At 61.5% G+C, this 26,297-nt stretch carries 22 protein-coding genes, 2 tRNA genes and 2 pseudogenes; 19 read left to right on the forward strand and 7 right to left on the reverse strand.

The window, feature by feature from the left end; genetic code table 11:
• The first annotated feature begins 709 nt into the window (after positions 1–709).
• Positions 710–871 carry a hypothetical protein gene (locus tag ACWTU7_RS26710; protein ID WP_455840871.1) on the forward strand — a complete coding sequence of 54 codons (162 nt, stop codon included), beginning with the start codon at positions 710–712 and terminating at the stop codon, positions 869–871.
• Between the two features lie 4 nt (positions 872–875).
• Here ACWTU7_RS26710 and ACWTU7_RS26715 read toward each other — a convergent pair whose 3' ends face one another.
• The gene (locus ACWTU7_RS26715; RefSeq protein WP_455840872.1) at positions 876–1,142 is read right to left on the reverse strand and encodes a hypothetical protein; all 267 of its coding nucleotides are present in this window, start codon (positions 1,140–1,142) and stop codon (positions 876–878) included.
• Positions 1,143–1,731: 589 nt separating this feature from the next.
• Entirely contained in the window at positions 1,732–1,968 is a 237-nt protein-coding gene (locus ACWTU7_RS26720) for a hypothetical protein (RefSeq protein WP_455840873.1), read from the reverse strand.
• Positions 1,969–2,225: 257 nt separating this feature from the next.
• On the opposite strand from ACWTU7_RS26720, the gene ACWTU7_RS26725 reads away from it, so the two are divergent.
• Entirely contained in the window at positions 2,226–2,516 is a 291-nt protein-coding gene (locus ACWTU7_RS26725; protein ID WP_455840874.1) for a hypothetical protein, read from the forward strand.
• Positions 2,517–2,841: 325 nt separating this feature from the next.
• Here ACWTU7_RS26725 and ACWTU7_RS26730 read toward each other — a convergent pair whose 3' ends face one another.
• On the reverse strand, positions 2,842–3,378 hold the full coding sequence (locus ACWTU7_RS26730) for an MgtC/SapB family protein (RefSeq protein WP_455840875.1): 537 nt from the start codon (positions 3,376–3,378) through the stop codon (positions 2,842–2,844).
• A gap of 1,477 nt (positions 3,379–4,855) precedes the next feature.
• Between ACWTU7_RS26730 and ACWTU7_RS26735 the strand changes: the two genes are divergently transcribed.
• On the forward strand, positions 4,856–5,074 hold the full coding sequence (locus ACWTU7_RS26735; RefSeq protein WP_455840876.1) for a hypothetical protein: 219 nt from the start codon (positions 4,856–4,858) through the stop codon (positions 5,072–5,074).
• An 88-nt stretch (positions 5,075–5,162) separates the two neighbouring features.
• Here the strand turns inward: ACWTU7_RS26735 and ACWTU7_RS26740 are convergent.
• Positions 5,163–5,479 (reverse strand): annotated as a pseudogene (locus ACWTU7_RS26740) (alpha/beta fold hydrolase); the annotation flags it as partial.
• 151 nt (positions 5,480–5,630) lie between these two features.
• A complete protein-coding gene (locus tag ACWTU7_RS26745) occupies positions 5,631–6,275 on the reverse strand; it encodes a hydrolase (protein WP_455840877.1) in 645 nt (214 codons plus the stop codon).
• Positions 6,276–6,427: 152 nt separating this feature from the next.
• Here ACWTU7_RS26745 and ACWTU7_RS26750 point away from each other — a divergent pair, with 152 nt between their 5' ends.
• The 4 genes and pseudogenes from ACWTU7_RS26750 to ACWTU7_RS26765 all read left to right on the forward strand — a co-directional run bounded on the left by ACWTU7_RS26750 (position 6,428) and on the right by ACWTU7_RS26765 (position 10,947).
• Positions 6,428–7,321, forward strand: a complete 894-nt coding sequence (locus tag ACWTU7_RS26750; RefSeq protein WP_455840878.1) for a LysR family transcriptional regulator — start codon at positions 6,428–6,430, stop codon at positions 7,319–7,321.
• 176 nt (positions 7,322–7,497) lie between these two features.
• Positions 7,498–8,433 (forward strand): pirin family protein, encoded by a 936-nt coding sequence (locus tag ACWTU7_RS26755; protein ID WP_455840879.1) that lies wholly within the window; start codon positions 7,498–7,500, stop codon positions 8,431–8,433.
• Positions 8,434–8,530: 97 nt separating this feature from the next.
• Entirely contained in the window at positions 8,531–9,784 is a 1,254-nt protein-coding gene (locus ACWTU7_RS26760) for a DUF5996 family protein (RefSeq protein ID WP_455840880.1), read from the forward strand.
• Positions 9,785–10,207: 423 nt separating this feature from the next.
• Positions 10,208–10,947: pseudogene (locus tag ACWTU7_RS26765) on the forward strand (SDR family NAD(P)-dependent oxidoreductase).
• A 453-nt stretch (positions 10,948–11,400) separates the two neighbouring features.
• On the opposite strand, the gene ACWTU7_RS26770 reads toward ACWTU7_RS26765, so the two are convergent.
• On the reverse strand, positions 11,401–12,360 hold the full coding sequence (locus tag ACWTU7_RS26770; RefSeq protein ID WP_455840881.1) for a LysR family transcriptional regulator: 960 nt from the start codon (positions 12,358–12,360) through the stop codon (positions 11,401–11,403).
• A 78-nt stretch (positions 12,361–12,438) separates the two neighbouring features.
• On the opposite strand from ACWTU7_RS26770, the gene ACWTU7_RS26775 reads away from it, so the two are divergent.
• The 3 genes from ACWTU7_RS26775 to ACWTU7_RS26785 all read left to right on the forward strand — a co-directional run bounded on the left by ACWTU7_RS26775 (position 12,439) and on the right by ACWTU7_RS26785 (position 13,770).
• Positions 12,439–12,897, forward strand: coding sequence for a cupin domain-containing protein (locus ACWTU7_RS26775; RefSeq protein ID WP_095521490.1), 459 nt, complete (start codon positions 12,439–12,441; stop codon positions 12,895–12,897).
• 302 nt (positions 12,898–13,199) lie between these two features.
• Entirely contained in the window at positions 13,200–13,427 is a 228-nt protein-coding gene (locus tag ACWTU7_RS26780) for a hypothetical protein (RefSeq protein ID WP_455840882.1), read from the forward strand.
• A 22-nt stretch (positions 13,428–13,449) separates the two neighbouring features.
• Positions 13,450–13,770: a GNAT family N-acetyltransferase gene (locus ACWTU7_RS26785; RefSeq protein ID WP_455840883.1), complete on the forward strand. Its 321-nt coding sequence runs from the start codon at positions 13,450–13,452 to the stop codon at positions 13,768–13,770.
• A 601-nt stretch (positions 13,771–14,371) separates the two neighbouring features.
• On the opposite strand, the gene ACWTU7_RS26790 is transcribed toward ACWTU7_RS26785, so the two are convergent.
• Positions 14,372–14,446: transfer RNA gene (locus ACWTU7_RS26790), tRNA-Asn, on the reverse strand.
• A gap of 222 nt (positions 14,447–14,668) precedes the next feature.
• Between ACWTU7_RS26790 and ACWTU7_RS26795 the strand changes: the two genes are divergently transcribed.
• The 9 genes from ACWTU7_RS26795 to ACWTU7_RS26835 all read left to right on the forward strand — a co-directional run bounded on the left by ACWTU7_RS26795 (position 14,669) and on the right by ACWTU7_RS26835 (position 26,288).
• A complete protein-coding gene (locus ACWTU7_RS26795) occupies positions 14,669–14,929 on the forward strand; it encodes a hypothetical protein (protein WP_029353198.1) in 261 nt (86 codons plus the stop codon).
• Positions 14,930–15,259: 330 nt separating this feature from the next.
• A tRNA-Cys gene (locus tag ACWTU7_RS26800) sits at positions 15,260–15,333 on the forward strand.
• A 106-nt stretch (positions 15,334–15,439) separates the two neighbouring features.
• The gene (locus ACWTU7_RS26805; RefSeq protein ID WP_065007752.1) at positions 15,440–16,108 is read left to right on the forward strand and encodes a protein-L-isoaspartate O-methyltransferase family protein; all 669 of its coding nucleotides are present in this window, start codon (positions 15,440–15,442) and stop codon (positions 16,106–16,108) included.
• 188 nt (positions 16,109–16,296) lie between these two features.
• A complete protein-coding gene (locus ACWTU7_RS26810) occupies positions 16,297–17,703 on the forward strand; it encodes a TolC family outer membrane protein (RefSeq protein WP_455840884.1) in 1,407 nt (468 codons plus the stop codon).
• A 210-nt stretch (positions 17,704–17,913) separates the two neighbouring features.
• Positions 17,914–18,804, forward strand: a complete 891-nt coding sequence (locus ACWTU7_RS26815; RefSeq protein ID WP_455840885.1) for a DUF2497 domain-containing protein — start codon at positions 17,914–17,916, stop codon at positions 18,802–18,804.
• Between the two features lie 220 nt (positions 18,805–19,024).
• Positions 19,025–21,808 carry a valine--tRNA ligase gene (locus tag ACWTU7_RS26820; RefSeq protein ID WP_455840886.1) on the forward strand — a complete coding sequence of 928 codons (2,784 nt, stop codon included), beginning with the start codon at positions 19,025–19,027 and terminating at the stop codon, positions 21,806–21,808.
• Positions 21,809–22,241: 433 nt separating this feature from the next.
• Positions 22,242–23,462, forward strand: coding sequence for an OmpP1/FadL family transporter (locus ACWTU7_RS26825; RefSeq protein ID WP_455840887.1), 1,221 nt, complete (start codon positions 22,242–22,244; stop codon positions 23,460–23,462).
• 278 nt (positions 23,463–23,740) lie between these two features.
• On the forward strand, positions 23,741–25,465 hold the full coding sequence (gene ilvD, locus ACWTU7_RS26830; RefSeq protein ID WP_455840888.1) for a dihydroxy-acid dehydratase: 1,725 nt from the start codon (positions 23,741–23,743) through the stop codon (positions 25,463–25,465).
• Positions 25,452–26,288, forward strand: a complete 837-nt coding sequence (locus ACWTU7_RS26835; RefSeq protein ID WP_029353183.1) for a tetratricopeptide repeat protein — start codon at positions 25,452–25,454, stop codon at positions 26,286–26,288. Before ilvD ends, ACWTU7_RS26835 begins: the two co-directional genes overlap by 14 nt.
• Positions 26,289–26,297: the final 9 nt, after the last annotated feature.

Consider the following 26,297-nt stretch of genomic DNA (forward strand, 5'->3'; position numbering starts at 1 on the left):
ACCCTTGCCGCGATCGGATATGAACCTGCGCGCAACAATATAGGTCAGCCCTTCATCCGAAGTCTGCAGAGGCGACCGCCAGCACGAAGCGGTCTAGCGCTAAGGCAGATTCTCAATCTCTACCCTCCAGCGGATCGGCGCATCAGCCGAATAGATGAAAGCTTTGAAGCTGCGGCCAAAGGAGGGCAAGATGCTATTCCCTTCGGACTGGGGTCCTTACCAGCCGGCTAGGAGCTCTAGTCAGAGCAAAACGCCGCCCTCGGCACGGTGCTCGAAACAGAACCAGTGGGGCGTCTGCCTCGGCTTCGCAAAAGCCCCATCCTGCATTCTTCCCGCAGCCGATGCTCGCACCTATGGTGCTGAATGCCAGGGGCGCGTGACGGGCTCCATTGCACTTGCAAGGCGGATCAGCTCGTCACTCATCGAATCTCACTTCAGTCGTGGAAGATTCCACAGCCGATCTTGACGAGCCCGGACGGCAAGGTCCACTGGCTCACGGAAAGATTCCGGGGATGAACGGCTGATCGTGGCTCCCAGGAAGGTGGCCGGCGCCGCTTGGGGGGCGTTGGGGTAGATTGCCTGTAGGGCGCCGGCCTGGCGGATTGGGGTCCGCCGCACCAGGAAGCTAACAGAGCTTGCGACCGTGGATATGGCGTGATCGCGGAAGTACCGTGCTTGGAGTATGTTCCTATCCAGCCGTGTTAGCGCTATGGCCGACAAACCGGCGACAACTTACATCGTGAGTGTCTTCGAGAAACCGCACTGGCGAACGGTGCTGACCACGAAGGACAAGGCCAAGGCGGAAGCTATGGCGAAAGAGATCGGCGAGAAGGTTCAGATCGAAGAGATCACGCCGAAGGGGAAGCGCTAGCCGGTCAGCTTAGTGAAGTCGTGGCGGGCGCGCGAACATGTGCCAGCAAATTCGTTTCATTGACCACCCCGGATTGGAAGAGAGTCAGCGTGGTCGAGGCCAGAATCTGGCCGTCTATCGAGGTGCTGTACCATTTAGCGTCGGCGGTTATCTGGTCGACCACCCGCTGGCAGATCGCCCGATCTTCAGGCTTCAGGAACTGGCTTTGCGGTGCTCGGAGCATCTCGACGCCTTTAAAAGGGGAGTTACTGTGTCTCCCACGCGAAGCCATGCGTGGATCTCCGAGAATGGACCGTAAACACATTCAGACAGAAAGTTGCCATTCGTTTGACCGGTGCAGGCGAGGTCTTGTGTCAAGAGGGTTGCTACTATGCGGGACAACGCGCTTCGCTCCAGCGGGGACGGCCCAGCGGCTTTGGTGTGGGGGGAGGCCGCTGGGCCTGACAAGCGAGCCTTGGGGGGGCGCTCACCTGGCTGGCGGAAACATGCGCTCAAGCTAATGGAGTCGAAACATTCGAACGAAGTATGTGGCGGCAATTCCGCTGTGTAGAAGCCATAAGGTGCGCCACGATGGGTCAACACGTCTGGCACCGCAATTGCATGGTCAGGTCTGGGGGAATGGGGTGGAGGCCCGTCGCTTCGCAAATGTAGCGGCGGGTCTGCTTCATAAAGGTCGCCCCCAGCCTGTGCGCTGCTTCCGTCTCGCTTCCTCGTCAATCGCCCGGACCGGCAGATAGGCGGCCGGCAACGCAATGGGTCAAGCCGGGGATCAAAGCCCGCGTGAAGCACGGGCGCGGCGAGAAGGACCTCCGCCACGCTTCGCTGCAGGATTTCTGGCACGAGGGCTAAAGCGGGACATCTCAGATCCCATACCTCAGGGCAATGAAGATCACCGGTGCGAAGATCAGGAAGATCGCCATTACTATAATCATCGCAAGGGCCAGGCGCTCTGTTCGCCTGACGATTGCAGCGACCTCTTCGTCGCTCGGGGAAATGAGATCAACCGCCGAGAAATCTGTTGGGTCAGGAGTTTGATTGTCATTTGCGGGTCGGCTTGCGACCTCATCGACATTCTGTCTGCTCTGGGTAAGGGGCACAGTTGTTTCCGCTGTTAGAGTCATATCGGGCGCCCGCCGATGAGGGATACAGCGGGCACCCGGAACCACCGATGAAGGGACTTTGCTCGGCGGCCAATACCAATCCGTTCGTAAGATCTTGGTTGCCAGCCTCAGCCCTCTGTCTTTAACGCAAAGACTTCAGTCTTACTGCATCATGGACCATAGCCCGGCGGCGGAACTAAGTGCCCGCCGGTCCCGTTGCCGACCAGTGATAATTCAGAATAGGAGAGATAGTCATGGCTGACGGTCCCACCGTTGTTAACTCAGGCGGAAATGGCGCCGGCACCGCTGTCGCCGTCGTTCTCGCAATTATCGCAATCGTGGTCCTGCTGTTGTTCACCGGCGTTATCAACATAAACGGCGGGGGCACCGGAAAGGACGTCGACGTAAAGGTTGAAGCGCCCAGGGTTGAAGCGCCTACGGTCGAAGCGCCCAAGGTCGAAGCGCCAGCCGCGCCCGCTCCGGCAGAGCCGGCCGCACCTGCCCCAGCCGCGCCCGCTCCGGCAGCACCTGCTGACGGCGGCTAAAGGGACGCCTTCTTGGGATGCAGCATTTTTGGGAGGAATGACCGCCTCCGTTTGCGGGTGTTCGTCAAGAGGAGCATTAGCGTGCGCTAACACTGTCCGGGACCAGCGGGCTTTCCCCCCAACTTTAGCCCGCTGCAGGTCGGGCTGTAACCCGGTCGGCCCGCGCTCGGAGGAGGAGCGCGGGCTTCTCCTTGTCGACGCGCCAGACAAGGCGGAAGGCCGGCGCTGCTAAGGGGGTGAGGTAGAATGCCCAGGCACCAGCCCGGCGAATTGGGGTCCGCCACGCACTCCGCCGTTCGGCTCCTTGCGCGCAGGGCGTTTGTCCTCACCCTTTGCGCCGCTTGGACACATCTTCTTCCGAAATGGGCCTTCCTTGTCCGGTGTTCTCGCCAATCCCGGACTTGGCTGCAAAACTATAAAGAAGGCCTGCCACGACCAGCACCAAAAGCGTACCGAGCGCCGCCACCTGCCACAGACCTAGCCCGCACGCCACGCCAATTGCCCCGGACAGCCACATGCCTGCACCGGTCGTCAGCCCGTGGACCTCGCCTCTCGAAAACAAAATCGATCCGGCAGCAAGGAACGCGACGCCAGCGGTAACCGCTTCGACGACACGAATCGGATCGACTTTCACGGAGTCCTGCAGAAACATCGGCGCGTGGACGATTTCAATCGTCAGAATACCGAAAGTAGCCGCTGCCACGCAGACCAGGATATGGGTGCGAAGCCCGGCAGGCCGATTTCGCCATTCGCGTTCGAAACCGATCGCAGCACCGAAGATCGACGCCAGCAGAAGCCTCGCCGCAATAACCGGAAACGGGAGGTATGTCGGATGGCCGAATTCTTGGAAAAGCTGTTGCATGCGTAACCCGGGCTCACCGGCCACAACGTGCTCGGGCCGGCCCGGTTCCCCAAGGTCTGACGGAGGTAGCGCCTAGGTCAGGGCAGGGGGCTCTGCTAGCTTACCACTGACTTTGACCGGTTTCCCCTGCCGCTTGGGGGCCAGGGGGCTGCCGTAGGAGGGGATCGAGACGCTGACACGATCCTGCGTCACCCGCCCGCGCACTGTCGCCGTGACGGCGACCTCGTCGCCGATGTTTATGCCCCGAGCCATCTGATGATGATGGGGCGGCACGTTGGCTAGTCAAGAGGTTGCTAATATACCTTGACCGGCAATAGCACGGCCTAAGGCGATTCCCAGGGCCGATTGCGACGCCGAAGGCGGCATTGGTTACAGTTGGGGCGCAAAGGCGCAGCGCTCCCGCAGGCTGATTTGCGGGGCTTTCAGGATGCGAGCAAGATCATCAAGGGCGCTTTCCATGGCTGCCACCATAGATCGGAACGTTAAGTCTGTGAATTCCCCAGCGTAATGGCGTTATCGCACCAGTCCTTTGCTAGAACTTAGTGGGGGGATTTGCAGCGCGGAACTAAGCCTGTCCGACGGCGTTCAAAAGTTGGGTCGGCTTGCGTGAAAGGGGATTATCGGATGCGATCGATTCTTTCGGCTGTTCTGGTGATGGCATCGAGCGCGGCAATTGCTCAGCAAGCTCCGCTCGAACAGCAGCGATGCTGGCTAGGTGGCATGGGGTATTCCCCCGGCGCAACGGTGCGGGCCAGTGATAGCGTAATGATGTGTTCACCTGCCTTCGTTTGGGAGGCCACCAAAGCCTCTGCGTGGGGGTGCATCTACAACGGCGTGTTCTATAGCGCTGGCGCTATCACGGGCGGAGACCTGGCCTGGAACGAGTGTCAACCTGATGGCACTTGGAGATGGATAAGCCCCAAATAGCAGTGCCCGAGAGCGGCGATGGTGGCTAGGAAGGTCTGGTAACGGAGACTGCTGTCATGCCGTCGACCTGCGATACGCAAAACGGAGTACGATCCGGATAGAATGGGGAGAAAGCTGTAGACTTCGGAAATATGTGAGTTGCGAAATTCGCTACATGGCACCATTCTGGTTACACCCGAGCGGGAGGTGGCTGTGAACCACCTCCCGCCTTCCGGGGAGCCAACTGGTACTCAGGTCTGCAGTCTTTCACCTGTCGGGCGACGGCTGCAGACCCATCCAGCGCCTTCAATCTACATGCAGCGGCCTGATTGCGCCTGCTGCGGCTGCCTTTTCCCGCAAGCATTTTGTTCCCTGTGTGTTCTGGGGATATCTTGTTGACCGTAGAAGGGATTTCTTCCTATCGTGGGGCATGCCACACCGGAAGCGCCACGAACGTATAAGCGAGTACCACCTCAGCCGATCGAACGGCAAGTGTTCTTACTGCGCGTTGCGCTTCAGGATGCGCAATTGAACCTGAAGCCGTTTCGCTCACACTGAGGCGATGAACGAAATGAGCAACGACGGCAAAGAGCAAATCGACTGGCTCAACGGCCAGATCGCCCAGGCACAAATCATAGTCGATGGCATACACAACGGCGAGAAGTGGTTTCGGTCCCGCTATGGCAATAGCACGCCCGACGACGTGACGGAGCAGGTACTCCGCGACTATCAGCGGCAGGTGGACATGAACCTTGTCGTGCTGGAGAAGTGGCTCGCCAAGTCGAAATAGTAAACCCAAGCTGCGACTATGTCATGCCGGCGACCTTCCGCTGACCACTTCCTGCGGCCTGACACAAATTGCCTTGCAACTTCAACAGATCATGCGCGACGACGCGATAGCCCTTCGACAGGAAGAAAAGCATCTGCGCGTCCCAGTCGTCGGAGCTGAGCGGCCAGCCATGGTGAAAAACGATGGGCTGGGCGTCCTTGGGACCCAATCCCTGTAAAAAATCTGTACGTCGTCGCCGGTCGTGACAAAGCCAATGGTGTGCTCTCCTTCTGGAGTATCGTGGGTGGCGGGCCCCGCGGCACGCGCGGTACCCAATCGAAAGGCGAAGCTTGCGGTAAGCGTCGAGCTCGAGATCAGGGCGTCGCGGCGGTTGAGCGGCAGGCCAAGGGTGAAGGTAGGAGGCATCGAGGAACTCCGCGAGCTATTCAAAAGGCGGCGGGTGGGATCACACGCAATCGCCGCACATGAGCGGGCTTCCCTGTGAGGTGAGGGCGGCGAGGGCCGGCAAACGGATCGATTCCGACCCTCACCGAAATGCTCGCCATGCCGGCCAGGATCAGCCAGCTACTGGTGTGTTGAGAAGCTGCTGCTCCCAAAAATACGCGATGCCGCTGCCGCCGAAGTGCTGGATGAGAATCTCGGTCAGCTCCTCGACATGCTCGGTGCGCGCCCAATCGCGTTGCCATTCGCCAGCGAGCGCCATCACGGTCATCACGTTCGCGCCGGCCGCGATCATTCGCTGGATGGCAACTTCGTGAGACTCCTTCGAAATCCCGCCCGACGCGTCGGTGATCACGGTCACGTCCCAGCCTTCGCCGGCGGCCTGGATCACAGGCATTGCGACGCAGACCTCGGTCCACAGGCCGGCGATGATCAGCTGCTTGCGGCCGGTCGCCTTGACGACGTTCACCACATTCTCGTCCTGCCAGGTGTTCACCCAGGTGCGATCGATGACTTCCTGGTCCGGAAATACGTCGGTGATCTGTTTAAAGAGAAGTCCACCGCGCGCCGCGATCACGCTGGTGAGAATGGTCGGAACATTGAAGGCTTTTGCTAGCTTCGCCAGCGCGGTCGTGTTGTTGACCACCATGTGCGGATCGTGGCTGTTCAGGTTTGCGAGCTGATAAGGTTGGTGATCGATCAGAACGAGGACCGAATCTTCGGGGCGAAGAAGCGAATCAAGGCCGTTGCGAAAAGCCATTACGACTTCCTTTCCTGCTGTTGTAAGCGGCATCGGGTTTTCCGGTAGGCATCCGTCAGCGGCGACGTCGCCCGCCGCAACTTGTCGTCCCCCATCGCGATGCGGTAGTGCCATAGTTCGGTAAGCTGTGTCGCGAGAAACGGAACGCCAGAATGGAAATCGAAGACCTAGAGACATTCGTCGCGGTAGCGGATGCAGGGGGCGTATCGGCGGCCGCGCGCCGGCTTGGCGTCTCTAAGTCAATCGTCAGTCGGCGGTTGTTGCGGGTCGAAGCGGAACTTGGCGTTCAGCTGCTTGCACGAACGACCCGCGGCGCCGCGCTCACTGAGGCGGGGATCACGTTCAGGGAACATGCGGCCCGGGCCAGCGCCGAGATCGACACCGCCAAGGAAACGATCCTCCCGACCGGCGACCTTCGCGGCCGCTTGAGGGTTGCCATGCCGCTTACTTTCGGCCCAACCCACTTCGCCCCGGTGCTCGCGGAAATGGCGCGCCAGCACCCGCAGTTGCACATCCATACCTCCTACAGCGATCGCTTCGTCGATCTCATCGCAGAGGGTTTCGATTGCGCGATCCGCGGCGCCTACCTTCAGGACTCCAACCTGATCGCGAAGCGCGTCGGGCCGATCCATGGAAAGCTTGTCGCAAGCCCCGATTATATCGAAGCCCACGGGTCACCCGAGACTCCGGACGAACTCGTCACCCATCAGGCCCTCATGCAGGGAACGGAAGCCTGGCAGTTCATGGATGGCAGCAAAATTGTTACGGTCCAGCCGCAGGGCAGGTTCAAGGCCGACAGCGCCACGGCGCTCGCCGCCGCGGCGGCGGCAGGTCTCGGCATTGCCTGGCTCCCCGATTGCATCACACATGAATATGTGGCCTCCGGAGCGCTGGTCCCGATCATGACACGCTATCCGGTACCTCCAGGGGCCGCGTATGTCGTACGCCTGCCGGGTCAGCATCCCACGCGGAAAGTGCGGGTGCTCACCGAAATGCTGACTGAGTATTTCAAACGGAACCCGGACCTTTGGGGTCTCGACCGCTAGAACGCGAACGGTTCAAAGGATTATCAAGGGAACCGTGTTCGACGGTGGCCCTACTTCGGCGACATGGCCCGCACGTTCCACTTGCTGCGACACAGCTTGACGTATCAAGGGGCTAGTTCGGTTGACGGTCGTGCGCCAGTTTAGACATTCCGGAAGCCCAAGAGAGGATGGCGCGCATGAGTTGGAACCCGGCAATCGAACCGGGCTGCCCCGATGAGGTCGGAATCGACGCGATCGAAACCCTCATCGTTCCCCGTTCCCGCGACCTCGGCGGCTTCGAGGTCCGGCGCGCTCTGCCAGCGCCGAAGCGGCAGATGGTCGGGCCGTTCATCTTCTTCGACCAGGCGGGGCCGGCCGAACTATTGACCGGACAGGGCATCGATGTCCGTCCGCACCCGCATATCGGGCTCGGCACCGTCACGTACCTTTATCGCGGCGACTTTCATCACCGCGACAGCACCGGCGCCGACCAGATAATACGCCCTGGCGCGCTGAACTGGATGGTCGCCGGGCGTGGCGTCACCCACTCGGAGCGCACCTCCGCGGCGGCCCGGAGCGGTCCGAACAGTCTGTTCGGGATCCAGACATGGCTGGCCCTGCCCGACAAGCATGAGGATATGGCGCCCACCTTCGAACATCACGGCAAGGAGGCGTTGCCGATGATCGAGGATAGTGGCATTTCGGTTCGGCTCATTCTTGGAAACGCCTACGGTAAAGTCGCGCCCGCGACGATGTTCTCCGAGACGTTCTACGCCGATGTGAAACTCGAGCCGGGAAGCCGGCTGCCCATGCCGGACGATCACGAGGACAGAGCCATCTACATCGTCGAAGGCTCGATCTCGATCGCCGGCCAGGATTTCGAGGCAGGTCGGATGATCGTCTTCCGCCCCGGCGACCGGATCACTGTCGCGGCAGGCGACAGAGGCGCGCGCCTGATGATTCTCGGCGGCGCAACACTCGGCGGACCTCGTTACATCTGGTGGAACTTCGTCGCCTCGTCCCGGGAGCGCATCGAAGAGGCCAAGGCCGAATGGCGCGCCGAGAATTGGGGCAAGGGACGCTTCGATCTGCCCGTCGATGACCGGAAAGAGCACATTCCTGTTCCGGACTGAGTGACAATGATGGAGTGATTGCGCGGGCGCAATTCAAGCGACCCGGACCACACGAATCGCTCCCGTATAGGGCAGATGCTGAATGGAGAAGGCGGGAATGAACGACAACTGGCCTCGTCTGGACTACCTTGGCTGGCGTGAGACTTGTTCCGCACTGCATCTCTACCTGCAGGTCGCGGGCAAATACGGGCTGGCGCATACGCCGTGGCTCAACCATTCCTGGAACGCGACCTTTTATTTCACGCCGAACGGCCTGGCATCCTCGTCGATCCCCGACGGCCCGGGCATCGAGATCCTGTTCGATCTTCGTGACCACATGGTCGTGGGCACCTGCGGCAACGGGCGCAAGGCGTCGTTCGCACTCGAGCCGATGACCGTCGCGGCGTTCCACGCCAGCTTCGTGGAGTTGATTTCGGAGCTCGGCGGCACGCCGACATTCAACGGACAACCCAACGAGGTGCCCAACCCCGTACCCTTCGCCGAAGATCATCGCGACCGGCCCTATGACCGCGACGCCGTTCGGCGCTTCCATCAGGCGTTGATGGCGGTCGACCGGGTCTTCAATCGGTTCCGCACCTCCTTTGTCGGCAAATCCAGTCCCGTGCATCTGTTCTGGGGCGCTCTCGACCTGGCCGTCACCCGGTTTTCCGGACGGCGCGCGCCGCTCCACCCCGGCGGTATTCCCGCCTTGCCCGACGACGTGGCCCAGGAGGCGTATGACCGCGAGGTCTCGTCAGCGGGCTTCTGGCCGGGCGGCGGCGGCATCGACTATCCTGCCTTCTACGCCTACGCCTATCCGACGCCGAACGGCTACCGGGCCGCGACGGTCCGGCCCGATGCCGCGTTCTGGCACGACGGCCTATCTGAATTCATCCTCCCCTACGATGCCGTGCAGTCGGCGGCCGATCCCGATGAGGCCCTTACGGCGTTTCTAGTCTCAATCTACGAGGCGGCTGCCGATCTGGGCAGATGGGACCGTGATCTGCTGGACTGCGCGCAAGGGCGTTCGCGTCAGGTGCGCCGCCCGGACGCGGCGCTGGCAAAGGATGCGCCTTCAGCCAGCGACGAAAAGGTCGAACGGGAAGATGGCGCATCAAAAGGGCGTTATCGGCTGATCATCGATGGCGTCGAAGCAGAGATGACGTACAGCCGGGCCGGTAAGGGGTTGATCATCATCGACCATACCGAAGTTCCGGCGGCCCTTAGTGGCCGCAAGGTCGGCGAGCGGCTGGTGAGACAGGCGGTCGAGGATGCCCGCCGCGACGGGGTCGACATCATGCCGCTCTGCCCGTTCGCCAAAGCACAGATCGCTCGTCATCCGGAATGGCAGGACGTGCTACGTCGATCATAGGGGGCGTGGCTGTCTGCCGACATACCCAACAGGCCGCCAACATCGCCAATCGTATCAGGCCCGCAAAGTCGCCCTTGATCACCGACGCAATCGAACTGAGGGCACCGTCCTCTGAAGCAGCAATGCGTGGTACGGCGCGACCGAGGAAAGCGTAAGCCGAAACCGGAATTGCCCTTCGCGCAAAGGCCCGGCTTGAACGAGTCGGTGGCATCGGACCGGCCATCGCTCCGGAAGGTTGTCGCCCTGTCCGGCTTGAGAGGCCATCGGCCGGCGTTCCCCCCTTCGCAGCACAGTTTGGCATTTCTCGACACTGAAAGTGACAGATCCCGAACACCAAATTGGTGATCAGGCCTTTGACCGCCTGCCGCGTCTCACGCGAATCGCCTGGGCGCTTGAACCAACATGGTAGAAAAGGACAAACAAATGATCGATCTTAATGGGAAGCGTGCAATGGTTACTGGAGCTTGCCGGGGCATCGGAGCCGCGATCGCGCTGGCGCTGGCAGAGAACGGTGCTGACGTCGCGTTCACGTACCAGAGCTCGGCCAAAAAAGCTGAAGCGATGGCCAAATCCATCGAGCGCACAGGGCGTCGCGCAGTCGCAATCCAAGCCGACAGCGCCGCCCCGGAGGCCATCATGCGCTCTGTGAGCGAAGCCGTCTCGGCGCTCGGTGGACTCGATATCCTCGTCGACAGCGCGGCCATCGGCCACACTGGAGCGATCGCCGACATCGACGTGAATGACTATCAGGCCGTGATGGACGTTAACGTGCGAGCGCCAGTGCTGTTTGCGAAAGCAGTCATTCCGCATCTCAGCGAAGGGGGACGCATCATCACGATCGGTTCGGCCTTGGGGGAGCGGGTCCCGTTCCCAGGCGTAACGGCTTATGCGATGTCCAAGGCGGCACTTACCTCCTTCACGCGCGGTCTTTCGCGCGAACTCGGCCAGAACGGCATCACCGTCAATCTTGTGCAGCCCAGGGCGACCGATACGGATTCAAATCCGGCAGATGGCGAGGCTGCCGATTTCCAGCGAAGCCTGACGTCTTTGGGACGCTACGCCCAGCCGCGCGAAGTCGCCAACGCTGTGGTCTTTCTGGCAAGTCCCGCCGCGAGCGTGATTACGGCGCCATCTTGACCGCCGACGGCGGTGCAATCGCCTGAGCCAACTTGATATTCGCCAGCGGGCCAATCGCCTGCTGCAAGCTGCATCGAGCACGGCCTCGTCGCGGACTGCATGTGCCGAAACCGAACCTGCCGGTCGCATTTAGGCCCGGCGCTACAGGGCAGGGCCGTTGGATTTCAGGCGGAAGGGAAAGTTTGTCTGAACGACTGAGTTGAAGGCGCGAACCAGACCAGGCAAATCTGCCTGAAAAGGGGCCGACAGCGGAATGGCGGCTTAGACCCGCAAATATCGAAAGGCGGGCATTCGCGTCGGGGACGGCATAGTCGTGACCTGACCTAGACTAAGCGGACCGGCAACTTGCGCACCGATCAGTCGTTGAGGAGGCTTTACCGGAATCCCAGCAGCGGAGATTTCATCGGGAGGATCCGCTGCGTATCCGCACCCCGTGCGATCAGGTGCAACCGGGTACCAGCTTGGGGCCGGGCCGGTTCTTATCCCGTCGCTGAAGGTCGCGCCGTTCGTTCGAGCAGGTCGAAAAGCCATGCCACACCCGCATCCATCAGGGCAGCCTTCGACGTGATCGCGCAGATGCGCGAACGAATGAGAGGTAATGGGGGCTCTACGCCGACCAGGCCGAAATACCGGCTATACATTGCCAAAAAACTCCTCGGAAGCGCAGCGATCAGATCCGTCTCCGAGATCACACCGAGCGCGAACATGAAGTTGGGGACGGTAAGCGCAGCCCGGCGCGTGCGTCCCTGCTCGGCAAGAAAATCGTCAACGAAGCCGTAGGCATCGCCGGTGAGCGAAACGACCAGATGCTGCTCCTGGCAGTAAGCATCTAGCGTCGGATTCTTGCTGAACGGGTGGCCAGCTCGCATCGCGATCACGAAATCCTCTTCGTAGAGGGCCCGGGCGACGAAGCGCGCCGGAACGGCGTTGTCAGCCGGGACCACCGCAATATCCATCGCCCGCGCCTCAATGTCCGGGAGAACCGGTTCCCAAACACTATCGGTCGTCCTAACGGCACGCGGCGGAAGGATCTGGCGGACACTGATATCGACCCCCGGTGCGGACACATGCAGGGCGGAAAGCAACGGGGACAGGAAAACGGCCGAGACGCCATCGGGTGCGCCGATCGTGAAGCGGCGCGTGGATGTGGCGGCGTCGAATGGCTCGGCAGTAGCGATAACGCTGCGCGTTCGCGTGAGAATGTCGGCGATCGGTGCGGCCAGGTCCATCGCTCGCTCCGTCGGTACCACGCCCTTCGGTGTTCGCAGGAACAGCGGATCATTGAGCAGCCGTCGCAGTCGGCCGAGACCATGGCTGACGGCCGACGGCGAGAGACTGAGCCTTTCCGCCGCCTGGCCGACGTGCCGCTCTTCCAGCACGACCTCGAACAGGACGAGCAGATTGAGGTCAACTCGCGATAGATTAATCTCGTTCAGCATATCGCTGAAAACATGTCACTGGATTCAGGTCTCTGCAAGTGCGATTTGCACCGACAGACAAATCGTACGGAGAATTTCATGTCACGAGCAGCCGCTGAGGTCCTGCAACCAATCATTGCCAAACCCGGCACGCCTCCGATCTCCGCCGTCGGAACGTCCCTCGTGGTTCGAGAGTGGACGATGTCCGGCCCCGATTGGATGCATGTACATGAGTCGGACGACGAGGCATGGCATGTGCTGGAAGGGATGCTTCGCTTCAAGTTCCTGGATCGGGAGGTCGATGCCACCCCCGGAACGACGGTCTTCGTGCCCGCCGGCCTTGCGCACACCTATCAGGCGATCGAGCCGAGCCGCTACCTCATCATCCTGACGCCGAAGATCGACCGTCTCATAGAGAGATTGCTGGATCCGACGGAGGTTTCCGATTTGCGCACGACGCTCGGCGAATTCGACACGGTAATGGTCGATCGCCCTGCAAACGACGGAGCAGACATTCACACGCCGCAGCATGGAGGCTTGGATGCCGTGGACGTTTGAATGGGCCGCCCACATGCATGGGCTGTACTCTCGGGAGGCTTTTCTGGAGCTGGGAGCGCTCACCGGATTAGAGTTGCCGCATCGCAGTGCGTCTTCGAGAGAAGCCGCTCGAGGATCCGAGGAGGCACATAAGACCCGCGACGAACTGCATCGGCAGCGCGGCTACGCGCCCAAGGATCAGCGCGCGCGCTTGTCCGACGTCGTGACCCGATTGTGGAGACGGCAGCGGCTATGATTGCGGCAATGACCGGTCGTGCCGGGATTACGGCTGCCGAGCAGTTCTTACACAAGCGAACAAACAGATGATCATGCCTTCCGATCACGCCTCCGAATTCGCCCATCCCGTTCGTATCATTCCGATCACGGCCGAATTGCTTGCCATCGAAGAGCAGGGCGTCGCCGGACTCGCACGAATTCTCGATGTGGATCCGCCCCTCGAATGGCCGGCCGAGTTCGGGGGAGAGCACTATCGGCGCGTGCTGCTGGACCTGATGCAGCGCCATCCGGCGCTGGGGCAGTATGGCGGCTGATACGTGATCGCGGCTAACCGCCTTGTCGGGTTCTGCGGCTTCAAGGGTCCCCCGGACCCGCGCGGCCTCGTGGAGATCGGCTTTTTCGATCGCCGCGCCGCACCCGCGAAATGGATACGCCCGCCAAGCGGTCGCCCTCCTCCTCGCTCGGGCTTCTGCCGACCCAATCGTGACCGATGTCGCCGCAAGGACGCTTCCACACTTGGAGGCATCGCGTCGAGTGTTGGAAGCCTGCGGGTTCAAGCTCAGCGAGACCATCGCGGATGACAAGCTCGGCGTTGTCCTTCGTTACGTTCGCTCTCTCGATCGACGTGCTGAGTCAGTGATGAACAGAGGCGCTTAATATCCCACTGACAAACCGGGGGCTGGGTTCCACTGAGCACCCATCCAAAACGCAAGTAACCAAACCAGACCGGGAGCTTTAAGATGTCGCCATCTCTTCGACGGGCTCGCCCGCATGATGATGCATGGACGAGCCCTCCCACTCTCCCCATGCAGCCCATTTTCCCAATCGATGCCGTCGCATTCTGGCGCGAGGCAGGACCCGAGCTGTGGTTCGCAAAGGACGAAACCTTCGACCGGCGGTTCCGGCATCGCTTCTCAGACGCCCATGAGGCGCAAAGCGGTCGTCCAGCGGCAGCCTGAGAGTGGTCGGCTTGGACCAATTCCTCCGGTTCGAGCTGGAGATTTCGCCGGCCGCATCTATGTAACGGCTCGTCTCGACGCAATCGCGCCTGGTGCAGGTCATTTCACGATGTCGTCGCCGAATCTACGATGAGAGCCTTGCCGGCCTAGGCGAGGACAGGGCGCTCCGTTAAATTGCCACTGACTTCGATCGGCTTCTCGGCTGATTGCCAGCCATCGCAGCAGAAGCGAAGCTGATCGAAATGTAGGGAAAATCGCACGTCGGCGCGCATTATCGCGCCCTGGCGTAGAAAAGGCAGTGGCTCCCCGGGCCGGATTCGAACCAGCGACCAACCGGTTAACAGCCGGTTGCTCTACCACTGAGCTACCGGGGAACAGAGGCTCTCATGTGAGTGGCGCAGCCTATAGCAAACCCGTTTCGGCTTTGCAAAGAAGCATTTCGTATTTTTCGGCGCTTTTTCGCGCGACGATTTCTAGCAATCATGTGCGCGCGTCCTCATATGAGCCGTCTGACGGGGTGCGCGGAACCGAAAACGTGGTTGCGGCTTTTCGTCAGCTGGTGCTTTTACTTTGCCCGAACGGACCACCGATCAGACATGAGCGCAGCAAGCCACAACCATCCACCGGCACGGAAAATATCGGTCTTCGGCCGTCAGTTCACCATGCCGCGCTCGCGCGGCCTCAGGATTGCGATCGGCGTCGTGCTGATCTTCGGCGGCATTCTCGGCTTCCTGCCGATCCTGGGATTCTGGATGATACCGATCGGATTGCTGGTGCTCTCCTACGAGTTCGCCTTGGTACGCCGCCACCGGCGCCGGCTTGTCGTGTGGTGGGAACGGCGGCGGCGGCCGAACTGACGGTTTGCACCGCGTGGCAAGCCTCTGTGAAGGGGTGGTCTTTCCGGCTCGACTCAACCCGGCTGATGCCCGGCGCGCTTTTTTCCGGCCCTTGCAACTCCTTCAAAATGGCGGACCTTCTGCTTACCCGACGTGAGGTCCAGGCCCCGGGGCTTCCCTTTGCAAAATTCCGTACTTAACAGTTAACTAATATTTTGATTGCAGCATGCGTGTCGACGACGCGATGCGTGGAATCATGGTCGAGGGGAAACCGTCCGGAATGCACCATGGCCGCTTGACGGCATTTTCGCCGCAACCTATTGGAACCGGGTGGAACGCCGGGAGCAATGAGGCCTCGTGGCGGAGTGGTTACGCAGAGGACTGCAAATCCTTGCACCCCGGTTCGATTCCGGGCGAGGCCTCCAATGCCCAAGCTCCCGCGCACCAGCGCCAGGGGGCTTGAGTTCCGGTCGAAATGAGCCGCGGTCTTGGCGCGGCAAGCAGATTGGTTTTGGGCGGATTGGTTGGAACATGAGCGCTGATTTTGCCGAACGTCGGGTGAAGATGGTCGATGGCCAGATCCGCACCACCGACGTGACCAGCGCCCCGCTGCTCGAGGCGCTGCTTGTCGTGCCGCGCGAGGCCTTTGTTGCCCCCGGCCAGCGCGATCTAGCCTATATCGACGAAGACATCCGCATTGCCAATGCAGCGGATGGCCCCCGCTACCTCATGGAGCCTTCGCCGCTGGCCAAGCTGATGCAGCTGGCCGAAATCGGCCCTGGCGATTCGGCGCTCGATGTCGGCTGCGGCACCGGCTATGCGGCGGCGATCCTGTCGCGGCTGGCAAAGTCCGTCGTTGCGCTGGAAAGCGATCCGGCATTGGCCGAGACCGCCATGTCGACTCTTTCGGCGCTTGGCTGCGACAATGTCAGCGTGGTCACGGGACCGCTGCCGGAAGGCCATGCCGCGGGAGCACCCTACGATGTCATTTTCATCGGCGGCAGCGTGGAGAAAGTGCCGGAGTCGCTGCTCAACCAGCTTGCGGAAGGCGGTCGGCTCGTCGCCGTCGAAGGGCAGGGGAATTCGGGTGTGGCCCGATTGTTTCTGAAAACAGGGGGGGTTGTAGCCGGAAGAGGCGCATTTAATGCGGCAATTAAGCCACTACCGGGATTCGAACGTATTCGTGCGTTTGAGTTCTGAATGATTTTGGCTTGCAGCAAAGGCGTTGTCATGTTCGCTTGCGCTTGAACAATCGTTGCTGATCCGCATAACCGGGGTGTTCTTTTTTGGGGGCTGACAGCAGGGGACCTGAAACACACCGCGCCGGCTGCTCGAATGGGAGAAGCCGGCGCGGTGTGGTTCCCATGCAAAACGAATGAGGGAATAACGTGCCGTCTTTACGCAAGAGCCTTTCTGCCGCCGTCCTCTTCTCTGCGACCGCGCTTTCTCCGCTGGCCGCCTCGGCGGAAACCATTCTCGGTGCACTTTCAAAAGCCTACCAGAACAATTCCCAGCTCAATTCGGCTCGTGCCGGCGTCCGTGTCACCGATGAGGGCGTCGCCATCGCCAAGTCGGGGTGGCGCCCGACCATCACCGGTTCTGCGGACATCGACTTCTCCAGAAGCCATTTCGATGCCCGTACCAATCTCGGTTCGAACCGGGGCATCTCGTTAACCACCGGCAACTTCGGCGTCCAGATCGACCAGACCCTGTTCGACGGCTTTCAGACCAGGAACAACGTCGCCGCCGCCGAATCGCGGGTCCGCGCCTCGTTCGAGAGCCTGCGCAACACCGAAGAGAATATTCTGTTCAACGCGGCAAGCGCCTACATGGACGTGATTCGCGACCGCCAAGTGGCGGTGCTGACGGAGCAGAACCTGCAGTTCCTGACCGAGCAGGCGCGCGCCGCGCGCTCGCGCTTCGACGTCGGCGAAGGCACCCGCACCGACGTGGCACAGGCCGATGCCGAGCGCTCCTCTGCCGTGGCGGAACTGGCCGCCGCCCGCGCCCAGGCGCTGGCAAGCGCTGCGACCTATCGCCAGATCGTCGGGGACGAGCCAGGCAGGCTCAGGGGCGCTTCGCCGTTGTCGAAGCTGTTGCCGTCGAACCTCGATGCGGCGATCGCGATCGCATCCAGCGAGCACCCGGCCATCCTCTCCACCCAGCATCTGGTCGATGCGGCGGCGTTTACGGTGAAATCGGCCGAAGGCGCGCTGCTGCCGCAGCTTTCGGCTTCCGCCGGCGTTTCCAGCGCCTTTCGCAGGACGGCCCCGGGCTCTGCCGATACGGGGCAGGATGGCACAACCAATTCGGCCAGCATCGGTGCGACGTTGACTATACCGATCTATTCGGGCGGGCGGACGTCGGCGATAGTGCGCCAGAACAAGGAATCGCTCAGCCAGGCCCGGATCGAGGTCGATGTAAGCCGCGACACCGTGAGGCAAGCCGTGACCTCGGCGTGGACGCAATATATCGCCGCGCAGCAAACCGTGGTGGCCAACAGGCAGGTGATCGCCGCCGCGCAGCTTGCCTTGAGCGGCGTCATCGAGGAGCGCAATGTCGGCCAGCGCACCACGCTCGACGTTCTCAACGCCCAAGCCACCCTCATCACCGCCAAGATCAACCAGGCCAGTTCCGAACGCGATTTGGTGGTGGCGAGCTATGCCATCCTCTCGGCGATAGGTCGTCTTACGGTCGATCGTCTCGCCCTTCAGGTGACGAAATACAGACCCGAAGAGCATTACAATGCAGTCAAGGACAAGTGGATCGGCCTGCGCACGCCAGACGGCCGCTGATCGCTCCACCAGTTCAATTCCGTCCAGTTTCAAGGCATTAGAGCCCGCCGTTCAAAGGAACGCGCGGGCTCTAATCTGTTGAAATCCAACGCGCCCTCAGATTGGGGATTCTCGTAAGGCGATCCGTCGGTTACGCTGTTGCCATGATTCGAATCCGGCTTTGGCCGGACTGGAAATCTGCAACGAGTCACAAGGGCGGCGGATGTGACGATGGCGACAGCAAGCAGCGTACAGCGCGAACCTTCCATGGAGGAGATACTGGCTTCCATCAGGAGGATCATCGAGGACAACGATACCGGCCGCAAGCAGCCGGACGAAGCGGACGACCTGCTGCAGGATTTAGCGTCGGTTGCCGTGCCGGCACCGGCGGTAGGCGGGGCGCCACCGGCGGCAGGCGAGGCGCCGCCGGCGGTAGGCGGGGCGCCACCGGAGGCGGGTGCGTTTCGCGCCGAGTTGCGTCCGGGATTCGACGCCAGGAGGCCGGTCACGCTGACCGAGGTGCAGGCGCCACCGTCGGCCGCCGAGCCTGTCATCGCACGTATGGAGCCGCCGCTGCGTTCCGACCCGACTCCGGTCAAAGCGCCCGTGACGCTTGCTGGTGCCAGGGTCGCGGCCGAGCCGGGCCCGGCCGCCAAGCGGGAGTTGGATATGCCTGCGACGGCAAGGGTTGCCGAGACGACCGACAGCATTGTTGCCGATTGGCGGCGTGAGATCGCCGCCGTCGGCGTGACCGCGGCCAAGCCGGACAGGGCCGAGGTGCGACGAACGACGGACGCCGAACCGAAGGCCGAGGTTTTCGAGGACGCGGCCGAACCTGCTTTCGAGCCGGCCCCGCCGCGAAGCGGGCTGGCGCGCCCGGCGACAAGCGAGGCACCGTCCACTCGTCCGGCGATTCTTTCCGAACATACGGGCCGGCAGGTCGCCGCCGCCTTCGGTGAGCTTTCCGATGCGTTCGCCAGCCGCAGCAAGAAAACCTTCGACGAGATGGCCGAGGAGATGCTCAGGCCCATGCTGCAGGACTGGCTGGACAACAATCTGCCGACGCTGGTCGAGCGGCTGGTGCGCGAGGAAATCGAGCGCGTAGCGCGCGGCGCGCAGTAACAATTCCGACGGTTGGCGGTTGGGGAATGCCGCCGCTGGCGGCGTTTTGTTGATGTGCGATTTAATGCCTACGGCCCCGGCAGTGGCATTGCCTGTGATCTTGTCAGATCTATCTGTATGGCAGGCGAGCCCGCTCGCCTGCCGCCTCGCGGTTGACTTGGCCAAGACCTTCCGATTTACACCGGACCAGCAAAAACCCGACAGCTCGGACCATTTCCCTATGCTCGAAAAAACCTACGACGCTAAAATCGTCGAGCCGAAGATCGCCAAAATCTGGGAGGAGGCCGACGCGTTTCGTGCCGGCGCCGGCGCCGAGGAGGGTGCGGAAGCCTTCACAATCGTCATCCCGCCACCGAACGTCACCGGCTCGCTGCATATGGGCCATGCGCTCAACAACACGCTGCAGGACATTCTGGTGCGCTTCGAGCGCATGCGCGGCAAGAACGTGCTGTGGCAGCCCGGCATGGATCACGCCGGCATCGCTACGCAGATGGTGGTCGAGCGCCAGCTTATGGAGAAGCAGGTCCACCGCCGCGACCTGACGCGCGACGAGTTCATCGAGAAAGTCTGGGAGTGGAAGGCTGAATCCGGCGGCGCGATCTTCAACCAGTTGAAGCGGCTGGGGGCCTCGGCCGACTGGAGCCGAGAACGTTTCACCATGGACGAGGGCCTATCCAAGGCGGTGCTCGAAGTGTTCGTCACGCTCTACAAGGAAGGCCTGATCTACAAGGACAAGCGCCTTGTCAACTGGGACCCGAAGCTCTTGACTGCGATTTCCGACCTCGAGGTCGAACAGCAGGAGGTCAACGGCAACCTCTGGCATTTCCGCTACCCCGTCGAGGGCGAGGTTTTCGATCCGGAAAATCCTAAAACCTTCATCACCGTGGCAACGACACGCCCCGAGACAATGCTGGGCGATACGGCGGTGGCGGTGCATCCCGACGACGAGCGTTTTCGGCATCTGGTCGGCAAGAACCTCGTCCTGCCGATCGTCGGCCGCAAGATCCCGGTCGTGGCGGACCAATATTCCGATCCGGAGAAAGGCAGCGGCGCGGTCAAGATCACGCCGGCCCACGACTTCAACGACTTCGAGGTCGGCAGGCGCCATAAGCTGCCGGCGATCAATATCCTCACCGTAGAGGCGGCGGTCACCCTCACGGACAATGACGACTTTCTCGCCGGGCTGGAGGTGACGCCCGAGCGCCAGGCCGTCTGGGATGAACTCAACGGCCTCGATCGTTTCGTCGCGCGTAAGAAGATCGTCGAGCTGATGGAGGCGGGCGGTTTCCTCGAAAAGGTCGAGCCGCATCGCCATGCCGTGCCGCATGGCGATCGCGGCGGCGTGCCGATCGAACCGTTCCTGACCGAACAATGGTATGCGAACGCGGCGGAGCTCGCCAAACCGGCTATTCGTGCGGTGCGCGAGGGCCGAACCAATTTCGTGCCGAAAAACTGGGAAAAGACCTATTTCGACTGGATGGAGAACATCCAGCCCTGGTGCATTTCGCGCCAGCTCTGGTGGGGTCACCAGATCCCGGCCTGGTATGGACCGGATGGACGCGTCTTCGTCGAGAAGACCGAGGAGGAGGCGCTCGCAGCCGCCGTCGAATATTATCTGGCGCTGGAAGGGCCATGGAAGGCCTGGGTTGAGGACAAGCTCGAGAACTTCAAGCCGGGCGAGATCCTGACCCGCGACGAGGATGTGCTCGACACATGGTTCTCGTCGGCGCTGTGGCCGTTCTCGACGCTTGGCTGGCCGGACCAGACGCCGGAACTGAAAACCTACTACCAGACCGACGTGCTGGTGACCGGCTTCGACATCATCTTCTTCTGGGTCGCCCGCATGATGATGATGGGCCTGCACTTCATGGACGAAGAGCCGTTCCACACCGTCTATGTCCATGCGCTGGTGCGCGACAAGAACGGGCAGAAGATGTCGAAGTCGAAAGGCAACGTCATCGACCCGCTCGATCTCATCGACGAATACGGCGCCGACGCGCTGCGCTTCACGCTGACGGTGATGGCCGCGCAAGGACGCGACGTGAAGCTCGATCCGGCCCGCATCGCCGGCTACCGCAACTTCGGCACCAAGCTATGGAACGCGACGCGCTTTGCCGAGATGAACGTCGTCGCGAGGAACGACGAGTTCTGGCTGAACGACGCCAAGCTGGCGGTCAACCGCTGGATCCTGACCGAACTGACACGCGCCGCGCGCGAAATCACCGAAGGCATCACCTCATACCGGTTCAACGAGGCTGCAGGTGCGGCCTACCGGTTCGTGTGGAACTTGTTCTGCGACTGGTATCTGGAACTGCTGAAGCCGGTGTTCACAGGTCCGGACGAGGCTGCCAAGGCCGAAAGCCGGGCTTGTGTCGCCTTCGTGCTCGACGAGATCTATAAGCTGCTGCATCCGATGATGCCATTCATGACCGAAGAGCTGTGGGCTGAGACCGCCGGCGAGGGCAAGGAACGGCCGTCGCTGCTTTGCCATGCCGCGTGGCCGTCGCCAGACTTTGAGGATCAGGCAGCGGCCGCCGACATCAACTGGCTGGTCGAGCTCGTCTCAGGCATCCGCTCCGTGCGCTCGGAAATGAATGTGCCGCCGGCCGCGATCGCGCCCCTGATGGTGATCGGCGCCAATACCGCGACCCACGAAAGGCTTGAGCGACAGGCATCGGCCATCAAGCGACTGGCGCGGGTCGGCGACATCTCGCTGGTCGATACGGCGCCTAAGGGCTCCGCCCAGATCGTGCTCAACGAGGCGACCATCTGTCTGCCGCTCGGCAGCCTGATCGACCTTACCGCCGAGGCGGCGCGGCTGCAGAAGGAACTGGTCAAGGTGACCGAGGAGATCGCCCGCCTGCACAAGAAGCTGTCCAACGAGAAATTCGTCGCCAACGCGCCGGAAGATGTCGTGGAAGCCGAGCGCGAAAAACTCGCCGAGTATCGCGAGGCGCAAGAAAAGCTTTCGGTAGCGCTGACACGAGTGCGCGAAGCCGGTTGACTTATTCTGGTGTTCGAGAATCGAATTGGCTGAGGTTCGGATTGGCCAAAACCGGCTTCCGCATTTGGGTCCGATGCTCAGGATTCGCGAGTCCTGCGAACTTGCTTTTCGGACGGCTTCCTGCCGCGAGAATAGGCGTTACGCAGCGTAAATCTTGACGTAAACGGAATGTTTTAGCCCCATTGTTGCCATAATGTAACAATGTGGCCTTGTCTTCGCAAAACCGGCCGTTTTGGCGTCGTTCCACGCGAGTTTTCTGGATTTTTTGTCGATTTGCAACCAAACGGGCCGTTTTCCGGCTTTGCGAGAAAAGCTGTCACTTTGTCTAAAATGCGGTCGGCGAAGGTGTACATGTACGCATCGGGAATTCATTGTTGCGCCGTTAACCTGAATTGGTTCTAGCTTAATCCCATTCGTATTCGGGAGGAGATTCGTGAACAATTTGCGTCTGAAAGCGCTGCTGGGGACGGGGTGCTTTTCGCTATTGATTTCGAGCGTTGCGAACGCGGGCGGTTTCGACCGGGGCGGCGTCAACATCGACCAGTTGTTTGATGCCGCGCCATATTCGGTCGACGCTGGCGTCACCTATGTTTCGCCACAGCGTACGCTGAAGAACGTGCAGCGCCTGGATGGCTCGGGATTGTCGTCTTCGTCAGTGGACGTTGGTGGCGACTATGCGGTGCCGCGCATCGGTATCAAGGCCAACCTCTTTGAACCTGTGGATTGCCTTGCCACCTATACGGAACCGTATGGTGCGGAGGCAGACTTCGGAATGAACAACGCCTATTCGCCAACGGCGGTCGAATACTACGTCAAAACAAATGATTTCGGCCTTACCTGCTCCTACAAGGTAAATGTTGGCAAGGGCTCGATGCGGTTCATCGGCGGCGTCTCCTACCAGGAGGTTGATGCATTCCTGTCGCGGCAGACCTTGCTGGCCTTCGGCAATACCGGCATCGGCAAGTTCCAGCTTTCAGACGAGGCGTGGGGCTGGCGTGTTGGTGCCGCCTATGAAATTCCCGAAATCGCCTTGCGCGGAAGCCTGATGTACTCTTCGAGCTACAAATATGACGAGCTGTCGGGAACTGTCGACACCACCGGTTTTAGGGGCGCCTTTCCGGCGGATCTGATTCCAGGCGCTACCGGGGTCTTCCCTGTCTCCGCCTCGGCCGAGATACCCCAAGCTGTGGAACTCAAGCTGCAGAGCGGTATAGCGCCTGGCTGGCTGGCCTTTGGTTCCATCCGCTGGCAGGAATGGAGCAGGCTTGGCGTCATTCCCATCAATGGCGTGCGCAGTCCGGTGACCGGCGCTCCCTCGCCCGTTTCTTTCGACCTGCTTTATCGCGACGGCTGGACAGTTTCGGGTGGCATAGCTCACAAGTTTTCCGACCAATTGTCTGGCGCGGTTTCGCTGACCTGGGATCGTGGAACCTCGACGACCTCCGGCTATCAGTCGGACACCTGGTCCGTGGCCAGCGGCATTTCTTATTCGCCGAACGACAAGATCGAGGTCAGACTTGGTGGTTCGATCGGTGTTCTGACCAGTGGGTCGTCGACCTTCACCGGTGTTGGCGACACGGCAAATGCCGTCACCTACACATACGACGACGATCTGCTCCTTGCCGGCTCAGCTTCGGTTAAGGTCAAGTTCTAAATATAAGTTTTCAATAGCAAAAAGGCCGGGCATTGCCCGGCTTTTTTTGTTCGAGCGGCTTCCCGACATGCAGGCGGCGTTACAAAAACGCGGCCCCTCTGCCTCCCGCGATTGTGACGTTTTGGCAACAGTTTCTGAGCAACCCTCGCAGCACAAGCACGCCCGGGGAGATTGCCTATTTCCCGCCATAAACCCGGCGCACTCGAATTTGTCCCGGAACACGTGCCCAAAGAGGCTCGGCAATGGGGCAGGTCGCACCGCCCGCGGCAAGGAAGAGTATGAGCGCCAGAGTCATCTCCAAGGCCAAGCTGCCCAGCCGCTATGTGACCGTCGGTCCGGCGCGCGCGCCGCACCGCTCCTATCTCTATGCGATGGGATTGTCGGCGGCCGAGATCGCGCAGCCGCTGGTCGGTGTCGCGAGCTGCTGGAACGAGGCGGCACCGTGCAACATCTCGCTGATGCGCCAGGCGCAGGTGGTCAAGAAGGGCGTCGCCGCGGCGAACGGCACGCCGCGCGAATTCTGCACCATCACCGTCACGGACGGCATCGCCATGGGCCACCAGGGCATGAAATCGTCACTGGTGTCGCGCGAGGTCATAGCCGATTCGGTCGAACTCACCATGCGCGGCCATTGCTACGATGCGCTGGTCGGCCTTGCCGGTTGCGACAAGTCGCTGCCCGGCATGATGATGGCCATGGTGCGGCTCAACGTGCCGTCGATCTTCATCTATGGCGGCTCGATACTGCCCGGTTCCTACAAGGGCCGGCAGATCACCGTGCAGGATGTGTTCGAGGCTGTCGGCCAGCACTCGGTCGGCACGATCGGCGACGCCGAACTCCTCGAAATCGAACAAGCCGCTTGTCCGTCGGCCGGCTCTTGCGGTGCCCAGTTCACCGCCAACACCATGGCCACCGTCGCCGAGGCCATCGGTCTGGCGCTGCCATATTCCTGCGGGGCACCGGCGCCCTACGAGATGCGCGACCGCTTCAACTTCGCCTCCGGCGAAAAGATCATGGAGCTGATCGCAAAGAATATCCGCCCGCGCGACATCGTCACGCTGAAGGCGCTGGAGAATGCGGCGACCGTGGTCTCGGCCACCGGCGGCTCGACCAACGCAGCGCTGCATTTGCCGGCGATCGCGCATGAGGCCGGGATAAGGTTCGACCTCTTCGATGTAGCCAGGATCTTCGAGAAGACGCCCTACATCGCCGACCTGAAGCCGGGCGGCAAATATGTCGCCAAGGACATGTTCGAGGCCGGCGGCATTCCGCTCTTGATGAAGACGTTGCTCGACCACGGCTATCTGCATGGCGACTGCCTGACGGTGACCGGCCGCACTTTAGCCGAAAATATGGAGCACGTAGCCTGGAATGATAGCCAGGATGTGGTCCGTCCCGCCAACCGACCAATCACCCAAACGGGTGGCGTCGTGGGCTTGAAGGGAAACCTTGCCCCCGAAGGCGCGATCGTGAAGGTCGCGGGAATGTCGGAGCTGAAATTCTCTGGTCCGGCGCGCTGTTTCGATTCGGAAGAGGAATGTTTCGAGGCGGTTACGGATCGCAGCTACAGCGAAGGCGAGGTCCTCGTCATCCGCTACGAGGGTCCGCGCGGCGGTCCGGGCATGCGCGAAATGCTGTCGACGACGGCGGCGCTCTATGGCCAGGGCATGGGCGGCAAGGTGGCTCTCATCACCGACGGACGTTTTTCGGGCGCGACACGCGGCTTCTGCATCGGCCATGTCGGGCCGGAAGCCGCCGTGGGTGGTCCGATCGGGCTGCTCAGGGATGGCGATTTGATCTCGATCGACGCGGTGAACGGCACGATCGAGGTGGCGCTGTCCGACACCGAACTGGCGGCTAGGGCAAAGGCCTGGAAGGCCCGCGCGACCGACTATCAGTCGGGCGCGATCTGGAAATATGCACAAACGGTGGGGCCTGCCCGCGACGGCGCGGTCACCCATCCCGGTGGTGCGAAAGAAACACATTGTTATGCGGATATCTGAGTTGCTGAGGTTGTCTGTCTTTTCGGCACTGGTCGCTATCGCCACTTTTGGCGCGACCTTGGGCGCCGCGGGCCAGGCCATGGCCTTCGACGACAAGGTGTTCGACGACAAGACCGGCGTGAAGCCGCAGTCCAGCCCGTGGGCGGTGTTTCAGTTCGGCTTCTCCGCCTATAAGAACGGCCGCAAGGAACAGGCCGCGGAGGCCTACAAATACGCGGCCGAAAACGGCCAGATCGGCGCCACCTGGAAGCTTGCGCGTATGTATGCCGAGGGTGACGGCGTGGAGCGCGACGACTACGCGGCGTTCAAGTTCTTCAGCGAGATCGCCGACCAGGACGTCGAGCCCGGTTCGCCGGAAGAGAGCTATGTGTCGGACGCGCTCGTGGCGCTCGGCGACTATTTGAGAAAGGGCATCCCCGGCAGCCCCATCACAGAGAACGAGGTGGCGGCCCAGGAATATTACATGCGCGCCGCCGCCAATTACCGCAACCCGAATGCCCAGTTCGAGATGGGCCAGATCTTCCTGAATGGCAAGGGCGGCGTCAAGGCCAGCATCAAGCAGGCGGGACGCTGGTTCCAACTCGCCGCGGAAAAGGGCCATGCGGGCGCGCAGGCAACGCTCGGCCATCTGCTTTTCCAGAGCGGTAAGATCGTTCGGGGGCTGGCGATGATGACCGCGGCGCTCGAACGGGCCTCACCTTCCGACCAGCCATGGATACGCGGCATGCAGGAAGAGGCGTTTGCCGCCGCGGGCGAGGCCGACCGCCGCACCGCGATTTCGCTGGCCGACGACATCCTCACCAAGGGCGGCGGCGACCAGTAGCCACGAAGC

This window comes from Mesorhizobium sp. BHscii, from assembly GCF_053848065.1.